Here is a 15,766-nt window from a genome sequence, read left to right as displayed (position 1 = left end):
GCGGTGCTATTCGATTAATTTTTAAAGAAATTAGATTTATAGCCCTTTCTCATGATATAATTCATCCATTAGATGAAAATGAAATAAAGGAGAAAATCCATGTTACAAGTTACAGATGTGAGTTTACGTTTCGGTGATCGTAAATTATTTGAAGATGTGAATATCAAATTCACACCGGGAAATTGTTATGGACTTATCGGTGCAAACGGTGCAGGAAAGTCTACGTTTTTAAAAATTTTATCAGGAGAGTTAGATTCTCAAACGGGTCATGTTTCGTTAGGCAAAGATGAACGTTTAGCAGTATTAAAACAAGATCACTTTGCGTATGAAGATGAACGTGTATTAGATGTTGTCATTAAAGGGCATGAGCGTTTATACGAAGTGATGCAAGAGAAAGACGCAATCTATATGAAACCTGACTTCAGTGATGAAGATGGTATACGCGCAGCTGAACTTGAAGGCGAATTTGCTGAAATGAACGGTTGGAATGCTGAAGCGGATGCGGCAACATTACTTTCAGGACTTGGTATTGCGGCAGAGTTACATGATAAAAAAATGTCTGAACTTGAAAACAATCAAAAAGTTAAAGTATTGTTAGCGCAAAGTTTATTTGGACAACCTGATGTATTATTACTCGATGAGCCGACCAACGGATTAGATATACAAGCCATTAGTTGGTTAGAAGACTTTTTAATTAATTTTGAAAATACAGTGATTGTTGTTTCCCACGATAGACATTTCTTAAATAATGTTTGTACACACATCGCTGATCTCGACTTTGGTAAGATTAAAATATATGTAGGGAATTATGATTTTTGGTATCAATCTAGCCAATTGGCTCAGAAGATGGCACAAGAACAAAATAAGAAAAAAGAAGAAAAAATCAAAGAATTACAAGACTTTATTGCGCGCTTCTCTGCGAATGCGTCGAAATCGAAACAAGCAACAAGTCGTAAGAAGCAATTAGAGAAAATAGAATTAGATGATATTCAACCTTCATCTCGTCGTTATCCGTTTGTTAAATTCACGCCAGAACGTGAAATCGGAAATGACCTACTATTTGTTGAAAATGTTTCTAAAACGATTGAAGGCGAAAAAGTATTAGATGGCATCTCTTTCACAATGAACCCTAGTGATAAAGCTGTGTTAATTGGTGAAAGTGAAATCGCAAAAACGACATTGTTAAAAATACTTGCTGGTGAAATGGAACCAGATGAGGGTACAGTTAAATGGGGTGTGACAACTTCTCAAAGTTACTTCCCTAAAGATAACTCTGCATATTTTGAAGGTGTGGAAATGAACTTAGTCGATTGGTTACGTCAATATGCCCCAGAGGATGAACAAACGGAGACTTTTTTACGCGGATTTTTAGGTCGTATGCTATTTAGCGGTGAAGAAGTGAAGAAAAAAGCGAACGTTTTATCTGGTGGAGAAAAAGTACGCTGTATGCTTAGCAAAATGATGCTATCAAGTGCGAACGTCTTATTATTAGATGAGCCAACTAACCATCTAGATTTAGAAAGTATTACTTCAGTAAACGAAGGATTGAAAACATTTAAAGGCTCATTGATCTTTACTTCACATGACTTTGAGTTTATCAATACTATTGCCAATCGTGTGATTGATTTAGATTATGAAGGTGGCCTTTCTAAGGAAATAAGTTATGAGTTATACTTGCAAGAAAAAGGTGTACTTAAATCAAAAGCCTAATTCCCTTTCAATGTGTTTATAATGAAAAGCTTTCACATAAAGGTTTACACATTAAACGTTTATATGTATAATGAAGTTCATAATAATTGAATATCACTGATGAGGCGCATCAATCATAAGTAGATATATTTTAAGCGTGCCTGCAAGCACATATATCGAAAGGGTGAGATGCCGAAACAAACAGTATTGCAGTTACTTGTTTGTTGGATTCTTTGGTTAAGAGCTGAGAGTCTGTCATTATTATTACAATAATGGAGTGCATCACTTGTATATAGATTGAGCAAGTTCGCACGCCGAACTTGCTTTTTTTGTTTATATGTGTCCCCATTTTTGTATAGTCTCGACTTAATTATTTGATTTAAGTTGTCAATTCAGTGGATGCGTTGTAAAGTAAAGATTAAAAACATCAATTATTATCTGAATTGTGTGAAGATAATGCTAAATCAGGCTTTAATGAAAAATGATTTTGAATTTAAAATTGGAGTGAGATAAGATGACAAAATTAGCAGTTGTAGGCGCAACAGGATTAGTAGGTACAAAAATTTTAGAAACAATTGACCGAAAAAATATTCCTTTTGATGAACTCGTACTTTTTTCGTCACGACGTTCTGCAGGTCAAAAAGTAGATTTTCAAGGACAAACATATACTGTTCAGGAATTAACGGAGCAAGCCACTGAAGATCACTTTGATTATGTGCTTATGAGCGCAGGGGGCGGAACAAGTGCTCAATTTGCCCCACTTTTTGAATCTAACGGTGCTACAGTCATCGATAATTCAAGTCAATGGCGTATGACAGAAGATGTTGATTTGATTGTTCCTGAAGTGAATGCCCCAACGTTCAAGAGAGGTATTATTGCTAATCCGAACTGTTCTACAATCCAATCGGTAGTTCCTTTGAAACCGTTGCAAGAACAGTTTGGTTTAAAACGAGTTGCTTATACAACATATCAAGCTGTTTCAGGTTCAGGTATGAAAGGTAAACAAGATTTAGAAAATGGGGCCAAAGGTTTATCGCCTGAAGCTTACCCACATCCAATTTATAATAATGTACTACCACATATTGATGTGTTTCTTGAGGATGGGTACACAAAAGAAGAGCAAAAAATGATTGATGAAACAAGAAAAATTTTAACTGAGCCAGAATTAAATGTAACAGCGACTTGTGTTCGTGTGCCAGTTCAAGATAGTCACAGTGTTCACATCAACGTCACTTTAGACCAACCTACAACGGTGAAAGAAATTCAAGATGTACTTGAAAAAGATCCGCGTGTTGTTTTGGTCGATGATCCAGAAAATAATGTGTACCCTTTAGCCATTCATTCCACAGGACGTGATGAAGTGTTTGTTGGTCGAATTCGAAAAGATGATTCTTTAGATAATACATTTCACTTATGGGTAACTTCAGATAATTTATTAAAAGGTGCGGCACTGAATGCGGTTCAAATATTAGAACAAGTACTAAAATTGAAAGGAGAATTATAATGGGACATATTTTTGAAGGAACAGGTGTTGCTTTAATTACCCCTTTTACAAACGATGAAGTTGATTATAATGCGATTCGTAATCATGTCAATTTTCTTATCGATAATGGTATTCAATCGATTGTCGTTAATGGGACAACAGCCGAAAATCCAACATTAACTGAGGAAGAAAAAGACCAAATACTTCAAACAGTTATTGAGGTTAATGATAAACGTGTACCTATTATCGTTGGAACGGGTACAAATAATACGAAAAAATCAATAGCAGCTTCTTTACGTGCAAAAGAGCTTGGTGCTGATGCAATTATGTTAATCACGCCGTATTATTTAAAAACGAGTCAACGTGGTTTGATTGCTCATTTTGAAGCCATTGCAAATGCAACAGCTTTGCCAGTTGTCCTTTATAATGTTCCTTCACGTACGAACGCTACAATTGAACCTGAAACGATTGAACGTCTAAGTCAGAATCCATATATTGTTGCATTAAAAGATGCTACAAATGACTTTGATTACTTAGCAGAGATTCAAGCTCGGGTTGATACAGATTCATTTGCATTGTATAGTGGCAATGATGACAATATTCTATCGTATTATCAACAAGGCGGTCACGGTGTGATTTCGGTTGTAGCAAATGTGATTCCGAAGCAGTTCCAACAAGTTTACACAGAGGTGCCACAGCGTGAATCTCTATTCCAACCGATTCGTGCCCTTTTGGACGCGATGAGCATTGACATCAACCCTATTCCGATCAAGTACCTTTGTGCTTTAGAAGGATTTGGGCAATATGAAGTGAGATTACCTCTAGTTACATTAAATGAACAAGAGCAACAATCATTGAAAGAAGCATACGAACAATTTAAAGCAGGTGTTCAATAATGAAAATTTTACTTATTGGTTATGGGGCAATGAACCAACGTGTCGCAAGATTAGCTGAAGAAAATGGACATGAAATTGTGGGTGTCGTTGTCAATCGAAAAAAAGAGAATATACCGTACCCATTATATGAAAAAATAAGTGATGTCACAGAAGCTGATGTTGCTATAGACTTTTCTCATCCTAATTTGTTATTGCCATTACTTGAGGATCATTTTAAATTACCCCTTGTGATTGCGACAACAGGAGAAAAAGAACGTATTACTCAGAAATTAAAAACACTCAGCAATACAATGCCTGTATTTTTCAGTGCAAATATGAGCTATGGTGTACATGCTTTGACAAAAATATTAGAAGCAGCAGTGCCTTTATTAAATGACTATGATATCGAATTAACGGAAGCGCATCATAATCAAAAAGTAGATGCACCAAGTGGAACGTTAGAAAAATTGTATGATGTCATTGCATCGCTAAGATCTGATGTTTCCCCTGTTTATGATCGTAGTCAAAAAGATGCGAAAAGAACTAATAATGAAATTGGTATCCATACAGTACGGGGTGGCACGATTGTGGGTGAACATGATGTATTGTTTGCGGGCGTTGATGAAACAATTACATTGACACATCGAGCTCAGTCAAAAGATATTTTTGCGAATGGCGCATTGGGTGCAGCAGAAAAGTTAGTTCATCAACAACCCGGGTATTATACATTTGATAACTTATAAAGGAGCGTTTTTACAATATGGTTAAAAATTTTACAGCAGAAGAGATTATTCAATATATTAGTGATGCAAAAAAATCTACGCCGTTAAAGGTCTATATTAATGGTGAGTTAAGTGACATCGCATTTCCAGAACAATTTAAAGTTTTCGGCTCTGAAAATTCAAAAGTGATTTTTTGTGAAGCTGCTGACTGGGCAACGTTCTATGAAGAAAACCAAATGAGAATTGAAGAGTTAGAAATTGAAATGGACCGTCGTAACTCAGCCATACCACTCAAAGACTTAACAAATACGAATGCCCGTATTGAGCCAGGTGCTTTTATTAGAGAGCATGCAGTCATTGGTGACGGTGCGGTCGTAATGATGGGTGCAACAATTAATATTGGTGCAGTCGTTGGTGAAGGTACAATGATTGATATGAATGCAACATTAGGTGGACGAGCAACGACAGGTAAAAATGTTCATGTCGGTGCAGGTGCTGTATTAGCGGGTGTAATTGAACCCCCAAGCGCCTCCCCTGTTATCATTGAAGATAACGTTTTGATCGGTGCTAATGCTGTGATTCTAGAAGGTGTACGTGTAGGTGAAGGCGCCATTGTCGCAGCTGGAGCTATTGTCACACAAGATGTTCCTGCAGGCGCAGTAGTTGCTGGTACGCCAGCAAAAGTCATTAAACAAGCACATGAAGTTGAAGATTCAAAACGTGAGATTGTCGCAGCATTACGTAAATTAGACGAGTAATCTATGAGTGGGCGGAGCAAACAACTCGGCCCTCTTTTTATACATAGCACAAAGAAAGGAGTTTTTTATGAGCGAAATAGAATTTGTCACACAACATCGTCGATACTTACATCAACATCCTGAATTGAGTTTAGAAGAGTTTGAGACAACACGTTATTTAGAACAATTTTTGATAGACTTAGAGGTCCCCTACGAAAAGCCTTTAGAAACGGGTATCATCGCCTATTTAGAAGGCAATAGTGCACATACGATTGCTTATCGTGCTGATATCGATGCCCTTCCAATACACGAAGAGAACGATGTCGCCTATCGAAGTGAGACGGATAATAAAATGCATGCTTGCGGGCATGATGGGCATACAACCGCTTTAATGTTATTCGTAAAAAGATGTAAAAAGTTATTTGACGAAGGTAAATTACCCCATCATGTTGTGTTTATTTTTCAACCTGCTGAAGAATCAGGGGGCGGTGCGAATTTATTAATCAAGTCTCATGCTTTAGATAAGTTTCAGATCGATGCGATTTATGGTGTACATGTCATGCCTTTTGTTGAAGAAGGTGCGGTTGTTATAAGAGATCATGAGATTACAGCAAGTGCGACAGAATATCGATTTTTTATTGAGGGCGAATCTAGTCATGTCGCTAATAAAGAACAAGGAAAATCCGCCGGTGAAGCTTTACAGCATATCTTAACGCAAGTTTCACAAATCCAACAATACCACCTTAACGGATTACAACGCAATATTGTACACATCGGGCATTTCCATGCCGGTGAAGCGATTAATACGGTACCGAGTAAAGGCTATTTAGAAGGTACAATTCGGACTTATGATATGGATGATCTGAGCGCAATACAAAAGCAAATGCAAAAAATTGTGCAAAGTGCCCATACACTATTTGATGTCTCTTGCGAAGTGAAGTTTGCTGAAGGATATCCCCCTACTGTGAATGATCCAGCATTAAAAAAATATGTGGTTGAAAGTCTCAATTATCATCAAATGACGGTTATTGAGAATGAACGTCCTTACTTGTTTGGTGAAGATTTTAGTTTTTATCGTCAAATTGCCCCTGCTTACTTTGTATTTGTGGGGACTAGAAATGATGAAAAACACTTTGTAAGCGGTCTTCACACGCCACAATTAAATTTTGATGAACATGTATTAATTCGCATTGCAGATTATTATGAGAGATTGTTATTTAATTATAACGAGGTGGAAGCATGACTGCAGTTTGGCAAATCAATGAAGCGCGTTTTAAAGAAAATGTAAAACGAGTCAAAGACAATCAATCGATTATGGCTGTTGTTAAAAATAATGCATATAATTACGGATTAGATTTTGCTATCAATACATTCAAAGAAATGGGGATTGATACGTTTAGCACAACGTCATTACACGAAGCTATTGCGATTCGCAAAATAGATGCTGATGCGACGATTTTTTTAATGAATGCAACGGATGAGTTTGAGTTATTACGTACATATGATATTCATATGACATTGCCCTCTTTGGCGTTTTATGAACAATATAAAGAAGCATTGTTTGATGTTAAAGTGCATTTAGAATACGAAAACTTATTACATCGTTCTGGTTTTAAAACGATTGATGAAATGATACAAGTTATTGAAGATCATCGTCAAACGCATAGCCCTAAAATGACAATAACTGGGCTTTGGACTCATTTTGGCTATGCAGATGAATTTGACGTTACGATGTACCAACAGGAAAGAGATGCTTGGTTCAATGTTGTAGATGTTCTAGTCAATAAAATGGATATGTCGTTTGACTTGATACACGCACAAAATAGCGCCAGTTATTTTAGAGAAGGCCATGTTTTTGAACATCATACACATGCACGTATTGGCATTGCTTTATATGGATCTCGCCCATATGCTTCACTTTCTCGGGAGGCATTTCCGCAAGCATTGACAGTAAGCGCAAACGTCATCCAAGTGAGACAGGTTCAACAAGGAGATCACTGTGGTTATAGCTTTGCTTATACCGCGGAGGAAAATAATACACGTTTAGCCGTAGTTGATATTGGTTATGGAGATGGAATATTACGTACACGTGCGCAACATGAAGTTATGATTAATCAACGTATTTACCCTATTCGTGCCTTAATGATGAGTCATATGTTTGTTGAAGTTGATGAACACGTACAAGCCAAAGACAAAGTCATTTTGTATAACGAAGATTTACGCATCGATGACTATACATTTAAAGGTGTAGGTGCGAATTCGGAGCAGTTAAGCGCATTAAATTTGGATTCACTGATAAAGGAGTATAGATAAATGACAGTAAGTTATAATAAAAGTGGAGAACTCACTTTGGCAGGAACAAGTTTAAAAACTTTGGCCCAAAGCTTTGGGACCCCTACTATCGTATATGATGAGGCGCAAATAAGAAATCAAATGAGACGCTATCACAGCGCATTTCAACAGAATGATATTGGTTATGTATTATCATATGCCTCAAAAGCGTTCACTTGTATTCAAATGGTCAAATTGGCACAGTCAGAAGATTTTGATTTAGATGTGGTGTCTGAAGGAGAACTTTACACAGCTTTAGAAGCGGGTTTTGATCCGAAGCGTATTCATTTTCATGGTAACAATAAAACAAAACAAGAGATTCGCTATGCTATTGAAAGTGGTATTGGTTATTTTGTTGTTGATGCGTTAGATGAAATTGATTTGATTGAGCGCTATGCTACTGATACAGTCGAGGTTTTAGTTAGAGTGAATCCAGGGGTTGAAGCCCACACACATGAATTTATACAAACGGGTCAAGAAAAAAGTAAATTTGGATTATCATTAAAACATGGCCTTGCTTTACAAGCTATCAAAAAAATACAAGCTTCTCAACAACTTCACTTTAAAGGTATCCATTTTCATATTGGTTCTCAAATTGAAGAAACAACGGGCATGATAGAAACAGCGAAAATGGTATTACATTGGTTAAAAGAAAATGATATTTCGATTGAATTGCTTAATTTAGGGGGCGGTTTTAGTGTGAAGTATGTTGAAAGTGATCGCCCTTTCAATATCGAGACAGGCATTACTGAAATTGTTCAAGCCATTAAAGCAACATGTCATCAACTTGACTACCCTATTCCAACTTTAAGTATTGAACCGGGTCGTTCAATTGTGGCAGAAGCAGGTGTCACTTTATATGAGGTAGGATCGATTAAAGAGATTCCAAATGTGAATAAATATGTATCTATTGATGGGGGTATGAGTGATCATATTCGTACAGCTTTATATGATGCACAGTATCAAGTGTTATTAGTGAATCGTCAAGAAGAAGCAGATGAGACGGTAACATTAGCAGGTAAACTTTGTGAATCCGGTGATATTCTCATTCATGAGGCTAACTTACCTTCTAGTGTCAAACGTGGCGATTATTTAGCGGTTTTAACAACAGGCGCTTATCATTATAGTATGACGTCGAATTATAACCAAATTCAAAAGCCTTCTGTATTTTTTGTGAAAGATGGAAAAGCGAGAGAAGTCATTAAACGCCAATCTTTAAGACAACTGATTATTAATGATGTTAAATAGTATCCATAACGTTGATTTGTTAATTAGCGAAGTTGGGACATCAAATTTTTAATAACCTTCACATGAGAGACGGGACTAGCCTAAGACTACAAGCTGAGGCTGTTCCCTCGGTAAACGAAGCCATATTACATGAAGTTTTATTATAAAAAGGAAGCGCTAAGATGATTTTCTATTAAAGGTCAACTTAGCGCTATTGGATTTGTGATTGTGACCTAGTCTCATGCTGTTGCTGTATGAATCGCTGAGCATACAAAAAAACAGTGAAGTATGCTTCACTGTTTTTCTAAGTCAATATTGCATCTATTTATTATAGTTTTACAACGTTTGCAGCTTGAGGACCGCGATCGCCTTCAACTACTTCAAATTCAACTGATTGACCTTCATCTAATGATTTGTAACCTTCTTGGTTAATAGCTGAGAAGTGTACGAATACGTCGTTTTCTCCTTCAACTTCGATAAAACCAAATCCTTTTTCAGCGTTAAACCATTTAACTGTACCTTGTTTCATAATGTGTGAAACCTCCAAGACTAAAATTCAATATGCGCTATTCGCATATTACAAAAAATACTAATTTTTAATTTATATAATCTAAAAAAATATTTTTTGCAATATGGAATAATGCTATTGCTTATACCTTATTATAAGGCAATTGTGCATGATTTGCAATATAGAATTTAAAATTTATCGATTAGTCTATTATTGGTAAATTTAAATAAATTTTTTCGTTTTTTAATGTAATATAGCTATAAAAGATTTGAAGATCTTCCTCACAGTCTTCGCAATAGTTCATGTCACAATTATTATAAAATGCGTAAATATTATGCTTGCCAACGATGTAATTGTCATAATAGCCTTTCGCTTGTTGTATCAACTGTTGGTATGCTTGTATAAATGCGTCATACGAATCAAACTTCTGTGTATCTACGATGTGTTCTGGCCAGTCATCGAATAACCACCAACCTTCGTAGTCTGCACGAATCTTAGCAACTTCCCACATGAAATTATCCCCCTAAATACAAGAAATGCCTTTCATCAAAAATAATATTTTTAAATTTAAAAATCAAGTTAAAGCACTTAAAGCTTAGGCATGTGATGTAGCTTTATTATTAGAGTTTTAGGCTGAAAATCCTTATAATTAACTGTAAGAGGTGATGTTAAATGAAGCACTATTTAATCCGTGTATATGGTCGGGTGCAAGGTGTAGGGTTTAGATATTTTACTGAACGACTTGCGATGCAATATGAAATCGTTGGCAATGTAAAAAATAAAGATGATTATGTAGAAGTTCATGCTCAAGGGAATGAAACACAACTTGAAAGCTTTACTAAGGCTGTATCAAAGGGTGCCTCCCCTGCTTCAAGGGTTACACACTATTCTGTTGACGAACTAGAAATAGAAAAAGATTTTAGAGATTTTAAAGTGATATCTTAAAGGAAGATGAATATGAAGTATATATTTTCTCGTATTTGGGGTGTTTTTGTCGGTATTCCGGTTTCTATTATCGCACTGCTGACAAGTATTTTTGCCTTAGATTTGAATTTTATTTTAGACACGTTGATAGGCTTTACAGGATTTGTTGTAGGTTATGTTCCAACACAAAGACTCACGTCACGTGCATATTTACAAGAAATGAATTTGTCGCGCAAAGACTATCGTTATATCGTGCATCAAATTCACCAAGCGCAAAGTAAAATCAAAAGAATTTTAAAAACATTTATAAGTGTGCGGTCTGTACAAGATTTCAAGTTGATTAATGACATCTTTCGCTTGAGTCGTACGATTAACGCGCTCGTTAAGCAACGGCCTTTTCAATTTTATAAAATAGAGAGTTTTTATTATTCACATATTGATAATGCGCTTAATCTTGTTGAAAGTTACACGCGTCTTGCGAAAATGCCTTTAAAATCGGCAGAAGAACAACAAAAATTACAACAAACGCGTATTACATTAGAAGAAGTCAAACGTACGCTGATTGCTGATCTAAAACAAATTAATGAACAAGATTATAATCAACTAGACACTGAAATAAAACTTAATCAGCTATATCAGAAAAGAAATATGAAAGAAATGGAGAATGATTGATGACACAAAATGACCTTTCTAAAGAAATGACAGCTCATCCTTTAGATGATTATTTCAAATCTTTTGACCAAGAAATGACGTCTCAAAGTCAGGTACAAGCTTTAGAAACATCATCAGAGTTAGATAAACATTTATCAGAACAAGATCGTCAAAAGATTAATAGTTTATCTGCACAAATTGAGCCTTTAAATCATGAAAGTTTATTGAAATTTGGAGCTAATGCGCAAACACAGCTTTCAACTTTTTCGCATCAAATGTTGAATGAAATACAATCTAAAGATGTAGGCCCTATAGGTGATACACTAGAGCAATTGATGAAAAAACTTAAAGAAGTCGACCCTGAGTCGTTATCTCAAAAAGACGATTCATTTTTAAAGAAAATTTTTAAGCGTTCAAAAAATTCAATGCAACAACTATTTTCACGAATGCAATCGGTAAGTGCTCAAGTAGATCGTATTTCGATAGAACTCGATAAAAACAAATCACTATTAGTAAAAGATATCCAAATGTTAGATGGCTTGTATCAACAAAATAAAGATTATTTTGATATTTTAAACTTATACATTCAAGCTTGTGAACAGAAAAAGAAAGAGATTGAGCAAGAGCTATTGCCTCAAATGCGTGAAGAAGCTAAAGGCACATCTGATCAAATGAAAGTTCAAGAAGTTGCAGATATGGAACAATTTTTAGATCGCTTAGATAAGCGAATTTATGACTTGAAATTATCAAGACAGATTTCTTTACAATCGGCGCCACAAATTCGAATGATTCAGAATGTGAGTCGTGCGCTCGCTGAAAAAATTCAAAGTTCAATTTTAACAAGTATTCCTTTATGGAAAAATCAGATGGCGATCGCGCTTACTTTACAACGTCAACATAAAGCCGCTATTGCACAAAAGCAAGTAACAGATACAACTAACGAAATGCTTTTACGTAACTCTGAAATGTTGCGTCAAAACGCTAATATTGCTGCGCAAGAAAATGAGCGTGGCATTGTTGATATTGAAACGTTAAAGACAACTCAAGATAACATTATTCAAACGATTGAAGAAACACTGCAAATTCAAGAAGAAGGTAGACAAAAAAGACAACAAGCTGAAGCGGACTTGAAGCTATTAGAAAGTGACTTAAAAGAAAGACTGACGACAGCTAAAGTTCAAAGAAACCAGCAATAATCAGCATGAAAACATTTAATAAACCACCGCATCCATAATAGGAATGCGGTGGTTTCATTATGACTCGCGATTATTCTTTTTCGTAAACGATAATATTAGACCTTTTTACAAATGCACCAATGACATAGCTGATGATTAGTGCAACTACAGCAATTGGGAACCATTCAAGTGAATGTTGATGTAAAGGAAGTTGATTAATAAAGCTTAATTTTAACCATCCGTTTGTATTCATAACACTTAAAGCAGATTCAATTGTGACAACAGCCACAGTGATTTGTTGCGTAATTCGTCGTGTTGGAATAAAACGTGCGATTAAAATTAACAATACTGTCGTAATCGCGATTGGGTATAAAATGAGTAAAACCGGTATAGACATTTTGATTACAGCATTTAAACCTAAGTTTGATAATACAAAACTAATTAAAGTAAAAATGTAAACATATGCTTTATAAGAGATTTTAGGTAAAATGCTATTGAAATACTCACTGACAGAGACAACCAATCCACAAGCTGTTGTTAAACATGCGAGTGCAACGATAATACCTAGTAAATATTTACCAAATGCACCATAACCCGCATCTGCCATTGTAATTAATAAATAAGCCCCAATATTTTGATCGTTATCTACTAATCGTTTCATTGTATCTTCAGGGATAATCATGTGATTACCGATAAAGCCAAGTGAGATATAAATAACGGCTAAGGCAATTGCTGCAATGATACCTGCCATTGCTGTTTGTTTGAAAATAGCATTTGCATGTTTAAGACCTGTTGCTTTAACTGCATTCACCACTATCATTGAAAATGCAATCGCTGCAATTGCATCCATTGTTAAATACCCTTCTGTAAATCCTTTTGAAAAACCACCTAAAGCAGAAGTGTAAGTTTCAGGATTTGCACTACTTTGCGGTTTGCCTCCAAAATCGATAAAACCTTTAACAATCATTGCGATAATTGTCACTAAAAGTAAAGGTGTTAAAATGGCACCAATACGGTCAACGATTTTACCTGGATTCAAACATAAATATAAAACAATTAGAAAATATATAACTGAAAAGATGAATAGCCACAAAGGATTACTCGAATGGATAACTGGTGTTACTGTCATCTCAAAAGATGTTGAAGCTGTTCGAGGTATTGCAAATAAAGGCCCTATTGTTAAATAGATAGAAACTAAAAATACGACTGAAAATGCAGGATGTATTTTATTAATTGATCCGATATAACCTTGTTTATCTAATGCACCAACGACAACGCCGAGTAATGGCAAACCAATTCCTGTTAGTACAAAAGCAAGAATAGATGGCCAAAAATATTGGCCGCTATCGAGGCCTAAGTTTGGTGGAAATATAAGATTTCCTGCGCCAAAAAAGATGGCAAATAACATAAAGCCAATGATTAAAGTGTTTTTATTCATATTGCTACTCCTTCAAATTCCTTTAAATAAATATGATTCATTCTATCACAAGAATTTGCCATCGTCTATAAAATTTCTGAAAATTACAAATGTAACTTCAAGTTTTGTATTAAAATGATTTCAATAATAATTTTTTTAATAATGGAGACAACATACTCGGTAAATGTTGAACCCCTTCCACAAATATCGCATATTGACCATAAATGTTATGAATGGTTTGTTCAATAGATTCAGTAATAGGTTCTTGGCTAAGGAAAACGTTGAAAACTTCAATCCCCAGTTTACGTGCTATTTCTACAGCTTCATACGTGTCTAAAATTCCATCTTGACTATAATTGAAGGCAGAAGGCTCACCATCAGAAAATACAATTAAGAATCGTTGTTGCTCTGAACGTGTTAATAAGCGTTGACTCGCAATTCGAATAGCTACTCCATCACGATTATCATCTTGAGGTGTTAATGACATAATTCTTGGCGCTTCTGTATTAAACGTAGATTGGTGATAATGAATAATTTCATCAATAATATTAGGCTGATATTCAGCATCTGCTTCAAAAGCATCTTCATTAAACGCTAAAATTTCATGTTTAACATTAAGAGATTTCAAAGTTTCATGAAAAAGTACGACCCCTTTAATCGTTTCTTCCATTTTGTCGTGCATACTCGCTGAGGCATCGATGAGTAATGTAAAAGTCGCATCGAATGTTCGACTCTGATCAGCTTTTTTATAAAAAAGTTTATATTGATCATCAATAAACCAATTCACTAAATTGCGTTGTAAACGGCCTTTAGTGAGATGCGTGCGAACATCTTGATACTCACGATCGATAGTTTTTTTAATAATTTGAATTAAATCTTTTATCTCATATTGCACTTCACTCTGAACTTGAAGATAAGCCTTGAAATATTCAGGTTGTATCTCCGGTACATTCCACTTAATATCAACATATTGATTGATACCCGATAAACTGAGTAAGTGATTTGATGGACCTTGTTCGCCGCCTTCTTCATTTTCCTTCGTATCTTTAGAGCCGCGTCCCTTTTTACTGATCATATCAGTCATATCGTCTGTACTATCGCCTTCTCTTGCGGTGTCATTATCACTTAACACCTCACTGTTTTCACCTTCGTGTAATTCCATTTCGAGATAGGCACCACCAGCAGTGTTGCTATCTGCATGTTTAGACTCGATCTGCTCTGCTTCAACTTCCTCTTCTTCATCTCGATGGCCATCTGTTTGTGCAGCATCTGTCCGTTTTAAATCTTCAAGTGTAAGATTTGATAAAGCTTCATAAATATGGCGAGGAATATGATAATATTCATTGAGCATATCTTCACTGAGCCAGTCGTCCACTTGAAACATAATCCGTTGTACAAGGTACATTGTCTCTTCACTAGAACGAAGTTGAAAAGCATCAGGCAGATATTGATACATTCTATTTAATATGCCTTCTAACTCAATATGAATATCCGGTACAGTGTAGAAATCATCTTGTAAAAATGATAATTCTAAATTTAGAAACAGTAAGTCAGTGAATAATGTTTTAGTGCGGTATACATTGATTTGTGACTCACAATACTGTTTGCGAATCTGCTTTCTGACTTGTATCATCCGTTGTGTCATCGGTCGTTGTTTGATAATTAAGTTTAAAATACGCATTTCCTCAATCATTTTAAATAATTGACGATACAGTTTAGGATGTTTAAAATCTTCTTCATTATTTAAAACTTCATTGACCACTTGCGGATCCATATGAAAATAACTATACGTTGCAAGTAAAATATCAGTTTTCAGGCCTGTATGTTCGATGGTTTTAGGTCGATGTGCCCAAAAAGAACTACAGATTACTTCATTTTGGATAGCGTCATAATATGGAAATTTATGAATTTTTACTTGCGTGTCTTCATTTTTCAGTAACAACCTTGCAAGGTCTTGGAGCATCATCACTTTCATTGCATCAAGTTGTTCATCATTAAACATGATAAAACGATCGCTCATCAAATCA

15 protein-coding genes and 1 riboswitch are annotated in these 15,766 nt (G+C 35.4%); of the genes, 11 read left to right on the top strand and 4 right to left on the bottom strand.

Annotated features, from left to right (window positions below; translation table 11 throughout):
* Positions 1-99 precede the first annotated feature (99 nt).
* The 8 genes from KM149_RS06890 (at position 100) to lysA (ending at position 9,085) form a co-directional block, all read left to right on the top strand.
* Complete coding sequence (locus KM149_RS06890) at positions 100-1,710, top strand: ABC-F family ATP-binding cassette domain-containing protein (protein ID WP_060829937.1); 1,611 nt, start codon at positions 100-102, stop codon at positions 1,708-1,710.
* Positions 1,711-1,801: 91 nt separating this feature from the next.
* Positions 1,802-1,980: riboswitch (Lysine riboswitch) on the top strand.
* A 223-nt stretch (positions 1,981-2,203) separates the two neighbouring features.
* The gene (locus tag KM149_RS06885) at positions 2,204-3,193 is read left to right on the top strand and encodes an aspartate-semialdehyde dehydrogenase (protein WP_050345642.1); all 990 of its coding nucleotides are present in this window, start codon (positions 2,204-2,206) and stop codon (positions 3,191-3,193) included.
* Entirely contained in the window at positions 3,193-4,068 is an 876-nt protein-coding gene (dapA, locus tag KM149_RS06880) for a 4-hydroxy-tetrahydrodipicolinate synthase (protein ID WP_165545430.1), read from the top strand. The genes KM149_RS06885 and dapA overlap by 1 nt, the downstream gene beginning before the upstream one ends.
* Entirely contained in the window at positions 4,068-4,790 is a 723-nt protein-coding gene (gene dapB, locus KM149_RS06875) for a 4-hydroxy-tetrahydrodipicolinate reductase (protein WP_060829935.1), read from the top strand. The genes dapA and dapB overlap by 1 nt, the downstream gene beginning before the upstream one ends.
* A gap of 17 nt (positions 4,791-4,807) precedes the next feature.
* Positions 4,808-5,527, top strand: a complete 720-nt coding sequence (dapD, locus tag KM149_RS06870) for a 2,3,4,5-tetrahydropyridine-2,6-dicarboxylate N-acetyltransferase (protein ID WP_182280348.1) — start codon at positions 4,808-4,810, stop codon at positions 5,525-5,527.
* A gap of 67 nt (positions 5,528-5,594) precedes the next feature.
* Positions 5,595-6,749, top strand: coding sequence for a M20 metallopeptidase family protein (locus KM149_RS06865; RefSeq protein ID WP_182280349.1), 1,155 nt, complete (start codon positions 5,595-5,597; stop codon positions 6,747-6,749).
* Positions 6,746-7,819, top strand: a complete 1,074-nt coding sequence (gene alr / locus KM149_RS06860; RefSeq protein ID WP_050345637.1) for an alanine racemase — start codon at positions 6,746-6,748, stop codon at positions 7,817-7,819. The genes KM149_RS06865 and alr overlap by 4 nt, the downstream gene beginning before the upstream one ends.
* On the top strand, positions 7,820-9,085 hold the full coding sequence (gene lysA / locus KM149_RS06855) for a diaminopimelate decarboxylase (RefSeq protein ID WP_214969783.1): 1,266 nt from the start codon (positions 7,820-7,822) through the stop codon (positions 9,083-9,085).
* Positions 9,086-9,392: 307 nt separating this feature from the next.
* On the opposite strand, the gene cspA is transcribed toward lysA, so the two are convergent.
* Both cspA and msaA read right to left on the bottom strand, forming a co-directional pair.
* Positions 9,393-9,593: a cold shock protein CspA gene (gene cspA / locus KM149_RS06850; protein WP_014613945.1), complete on the bottom strand. Its 201-nt coding sequence runs from the start codon at positions 9,591-9,593 to the stop codon at positions 9,393-9,395.
* A 181-nt stretch (positions 9,594-9,774) separates the two neighbouring features.
* Positions 9,775-10,083, bottom strand: coding sequence for a regulatory protein MsaA (gene msaA, locus KM149_RS06845; RefSeq protein WP_050330923.1), 309 nt, complete (start codon positions 10,081-10,083; stop codon positions 9,775-9,777).
* Between the two features lie 161 nt (positions 10,084-10,244).
* Here msaA and KM149_RS06840 point away from each other — a divergent pair, with 161 nt between their 5' ends.
* The 3 genes from KM149_RS06840 to KM149_RS06830 are packed head-to-tail and all read left to right on the top strand — an operon-like array spanning position 10,245 to position 12,343.
* Positions 10,245-10,517: an acylphosphatase gene (locus tag KM149_RS06840; protein WP_050330921.1), complete on the top strand. Its 273-nt coding sequence runs from the start codon at positions 10,245-10,247 to the stop codon at positions 10,515-10,517.
* 12 nt (positions 10,518-10,529) lie between these two features.
* Complete coding sequence (locus KM149_RS06835) at positions 10,530-11,168, top strand: 5-bromo-4-chloroindolyl phosphate hydrolysis family protein (protein ID WP_050332183.1); 639 nt, start codon at positions 10,530-10,532, stop codon at positions 11,166-11,168.
* A complete protein-coding gene (locus KM149_RS06830; RefSeq protein ID WP_241415212.1) occupies positions 11,168-12,343 on the top strand; it encodes a toxic anion resistance protein in 1,176 nt (391 codons plus the stop codon). The genes KM149_RS06835 and KM149_RS06830 overlap by 1 nt, the downstream gene beginning before the upstream one ends.
* Positions 12,344-12,413: 70 nt before the next feature.
* On the opposite strand, the gene brnQ3 is transcribed toward KM149_RS06830, so the two are convergent.
* Both brnQ3 and KM149_RS06820 read right to left on the bottom strand, forming a co-directional pair.
* A complete protein-coding gene (brnQ3, locus tag KM149_RS06825; RefSeq protein ID WP_050330918.1) occupies positions 12,414-13,760 on the bottom strand; it encodes a branched-chain amino acid-like transporter carrier protein BrnQ3 in 1,347 nt (448 codons plus the stop codon).
* A 109-nt stretch (positions 13,761-13,869) separates the two neighbouring features.
* Positions 13,870-15,759, bottom strand: coding sequence for a vWA domain-containing protein (locus KM149_RS06820; RefSeq protein ID WP_241415211.1), 1,890 nt, complete (start codon positions 15,757-15,759; stop codon positions 13,870-13,872).
* Positions 15,760-15,766: the final 7 nt, after the last annotated feature.

Source organism: Staphylococcus coagulans (assembly GCF_022557135.1).
In the GTDB taxonomy this organism is placed as follows: Bacteria; Bacillota; Bacilli; order Staphylococcales; family Staphylococcaceae; genus Staphylococcus; species Staphylococcus coagulans.
Note: the sequence above shows the minus strand (reverse complement) of the source record. Positions and strands in the feature narration are given on the sequence as shown.

Bases quoted from the DNA above. Each gene is read 5' to 3' on its own strand.
- KM149_RS06885 (WP_050345642.1), top strand. From the start codon at position 2,204: ATGACAAAATTAGCAGTTGTAGGCGCAACAGGATTAGTAGGTACAAAA.
- KM149_RS06820 (WP_241415211.1), bottom strand. From the start codon at position 15,759: ATGAGCGATCGTTTTATCATGTTTAATGATGAACAACTTGATGCAATG.
- KM149_RS06840 (WP_050330921.1), top strand. From the start codon at position 10,245: ATGAAGCACTATTTAATCCGTGTATATGGTCGGGTGCAAGGTGTAGGG.
- dapA (WP_165545430.1), top strand. From the start codon at position 3,193: ATGGGACATATTTTTGAAGGAACAGGTGTTGCTTTAATTACCCCTTTT.
- KM149_RS06830 (WP_241415212.1), top strand. From the start codon at position 11,168: ATGACACAAAATGACCTTTCTAAAGAAATGACAGCTCATCCTTTAGAT.
- lysA (WP_214969783.1), top strand. From the start codon at position 7,820: ATGACAGTAAGTTATAATAAAAGTGGAGAACTCACTTTGGCAGGAACA.
- dapD (WP_182280348.1), top strand. From the start codon at position 4,808: ATGGTTAAAAATTTTACAGCAGAAGAGATTATTCAATATATTAGTGAT.
- KM149_RS06865 (WP_182280349.1), top strand. From the start codon at position 5,595: ATGAGCGAAATAGAATTTGTCACACAACATCGTCGATACTTACATCAA.
- alr (WP_050345637.1), top strand. From the start codon at position 6,746: ATGACTGCAGTTTGGCAAATCAATGAAGCGCGTTTTAAAGAAAATGTA.
- msaA (WP_050330923.1), bottom strand. From the start codon at position 10,083: ATGTGGGAAGTTGCTAAGATTCGTGCAGACTACGAAGGTTGGTGGTTA.
- KM149_RS06835 (WP_050332183.1), top strand. From the start codon at position 10,530: ATGAAGTATATATTTTCTCGTATTTGGGGTGTTTTTGTCGGTATTCCG.
- dapB (WP_060829935.1), top strand. From the start codon at position 4,068: ATGAAAATTTTACTTATTGGTTATGGGGCAATGAACCAACGTGTCGCA.
- brnQ3 (WP_050330918.1), bottom strand. From the start codon at position 13,760: ATGAATAAAAACACTTTAATCATTGGCTTTATGTTATTTGCCATCTTT.
- KM149_RS06890 (WP_060829937.1), top strand. From the start codon at position 100: ATGTTACAAGTTACAGATGTGAGTTTACGTTTCGGTGATCGTAAATTA.
- cspA (WP_014613945.1), bottom strand. From the start codon at position 9,593: ATGAAACAAGGTACAGTTAAATGGTTTAACGCTGAAAAAGGATTTGGT.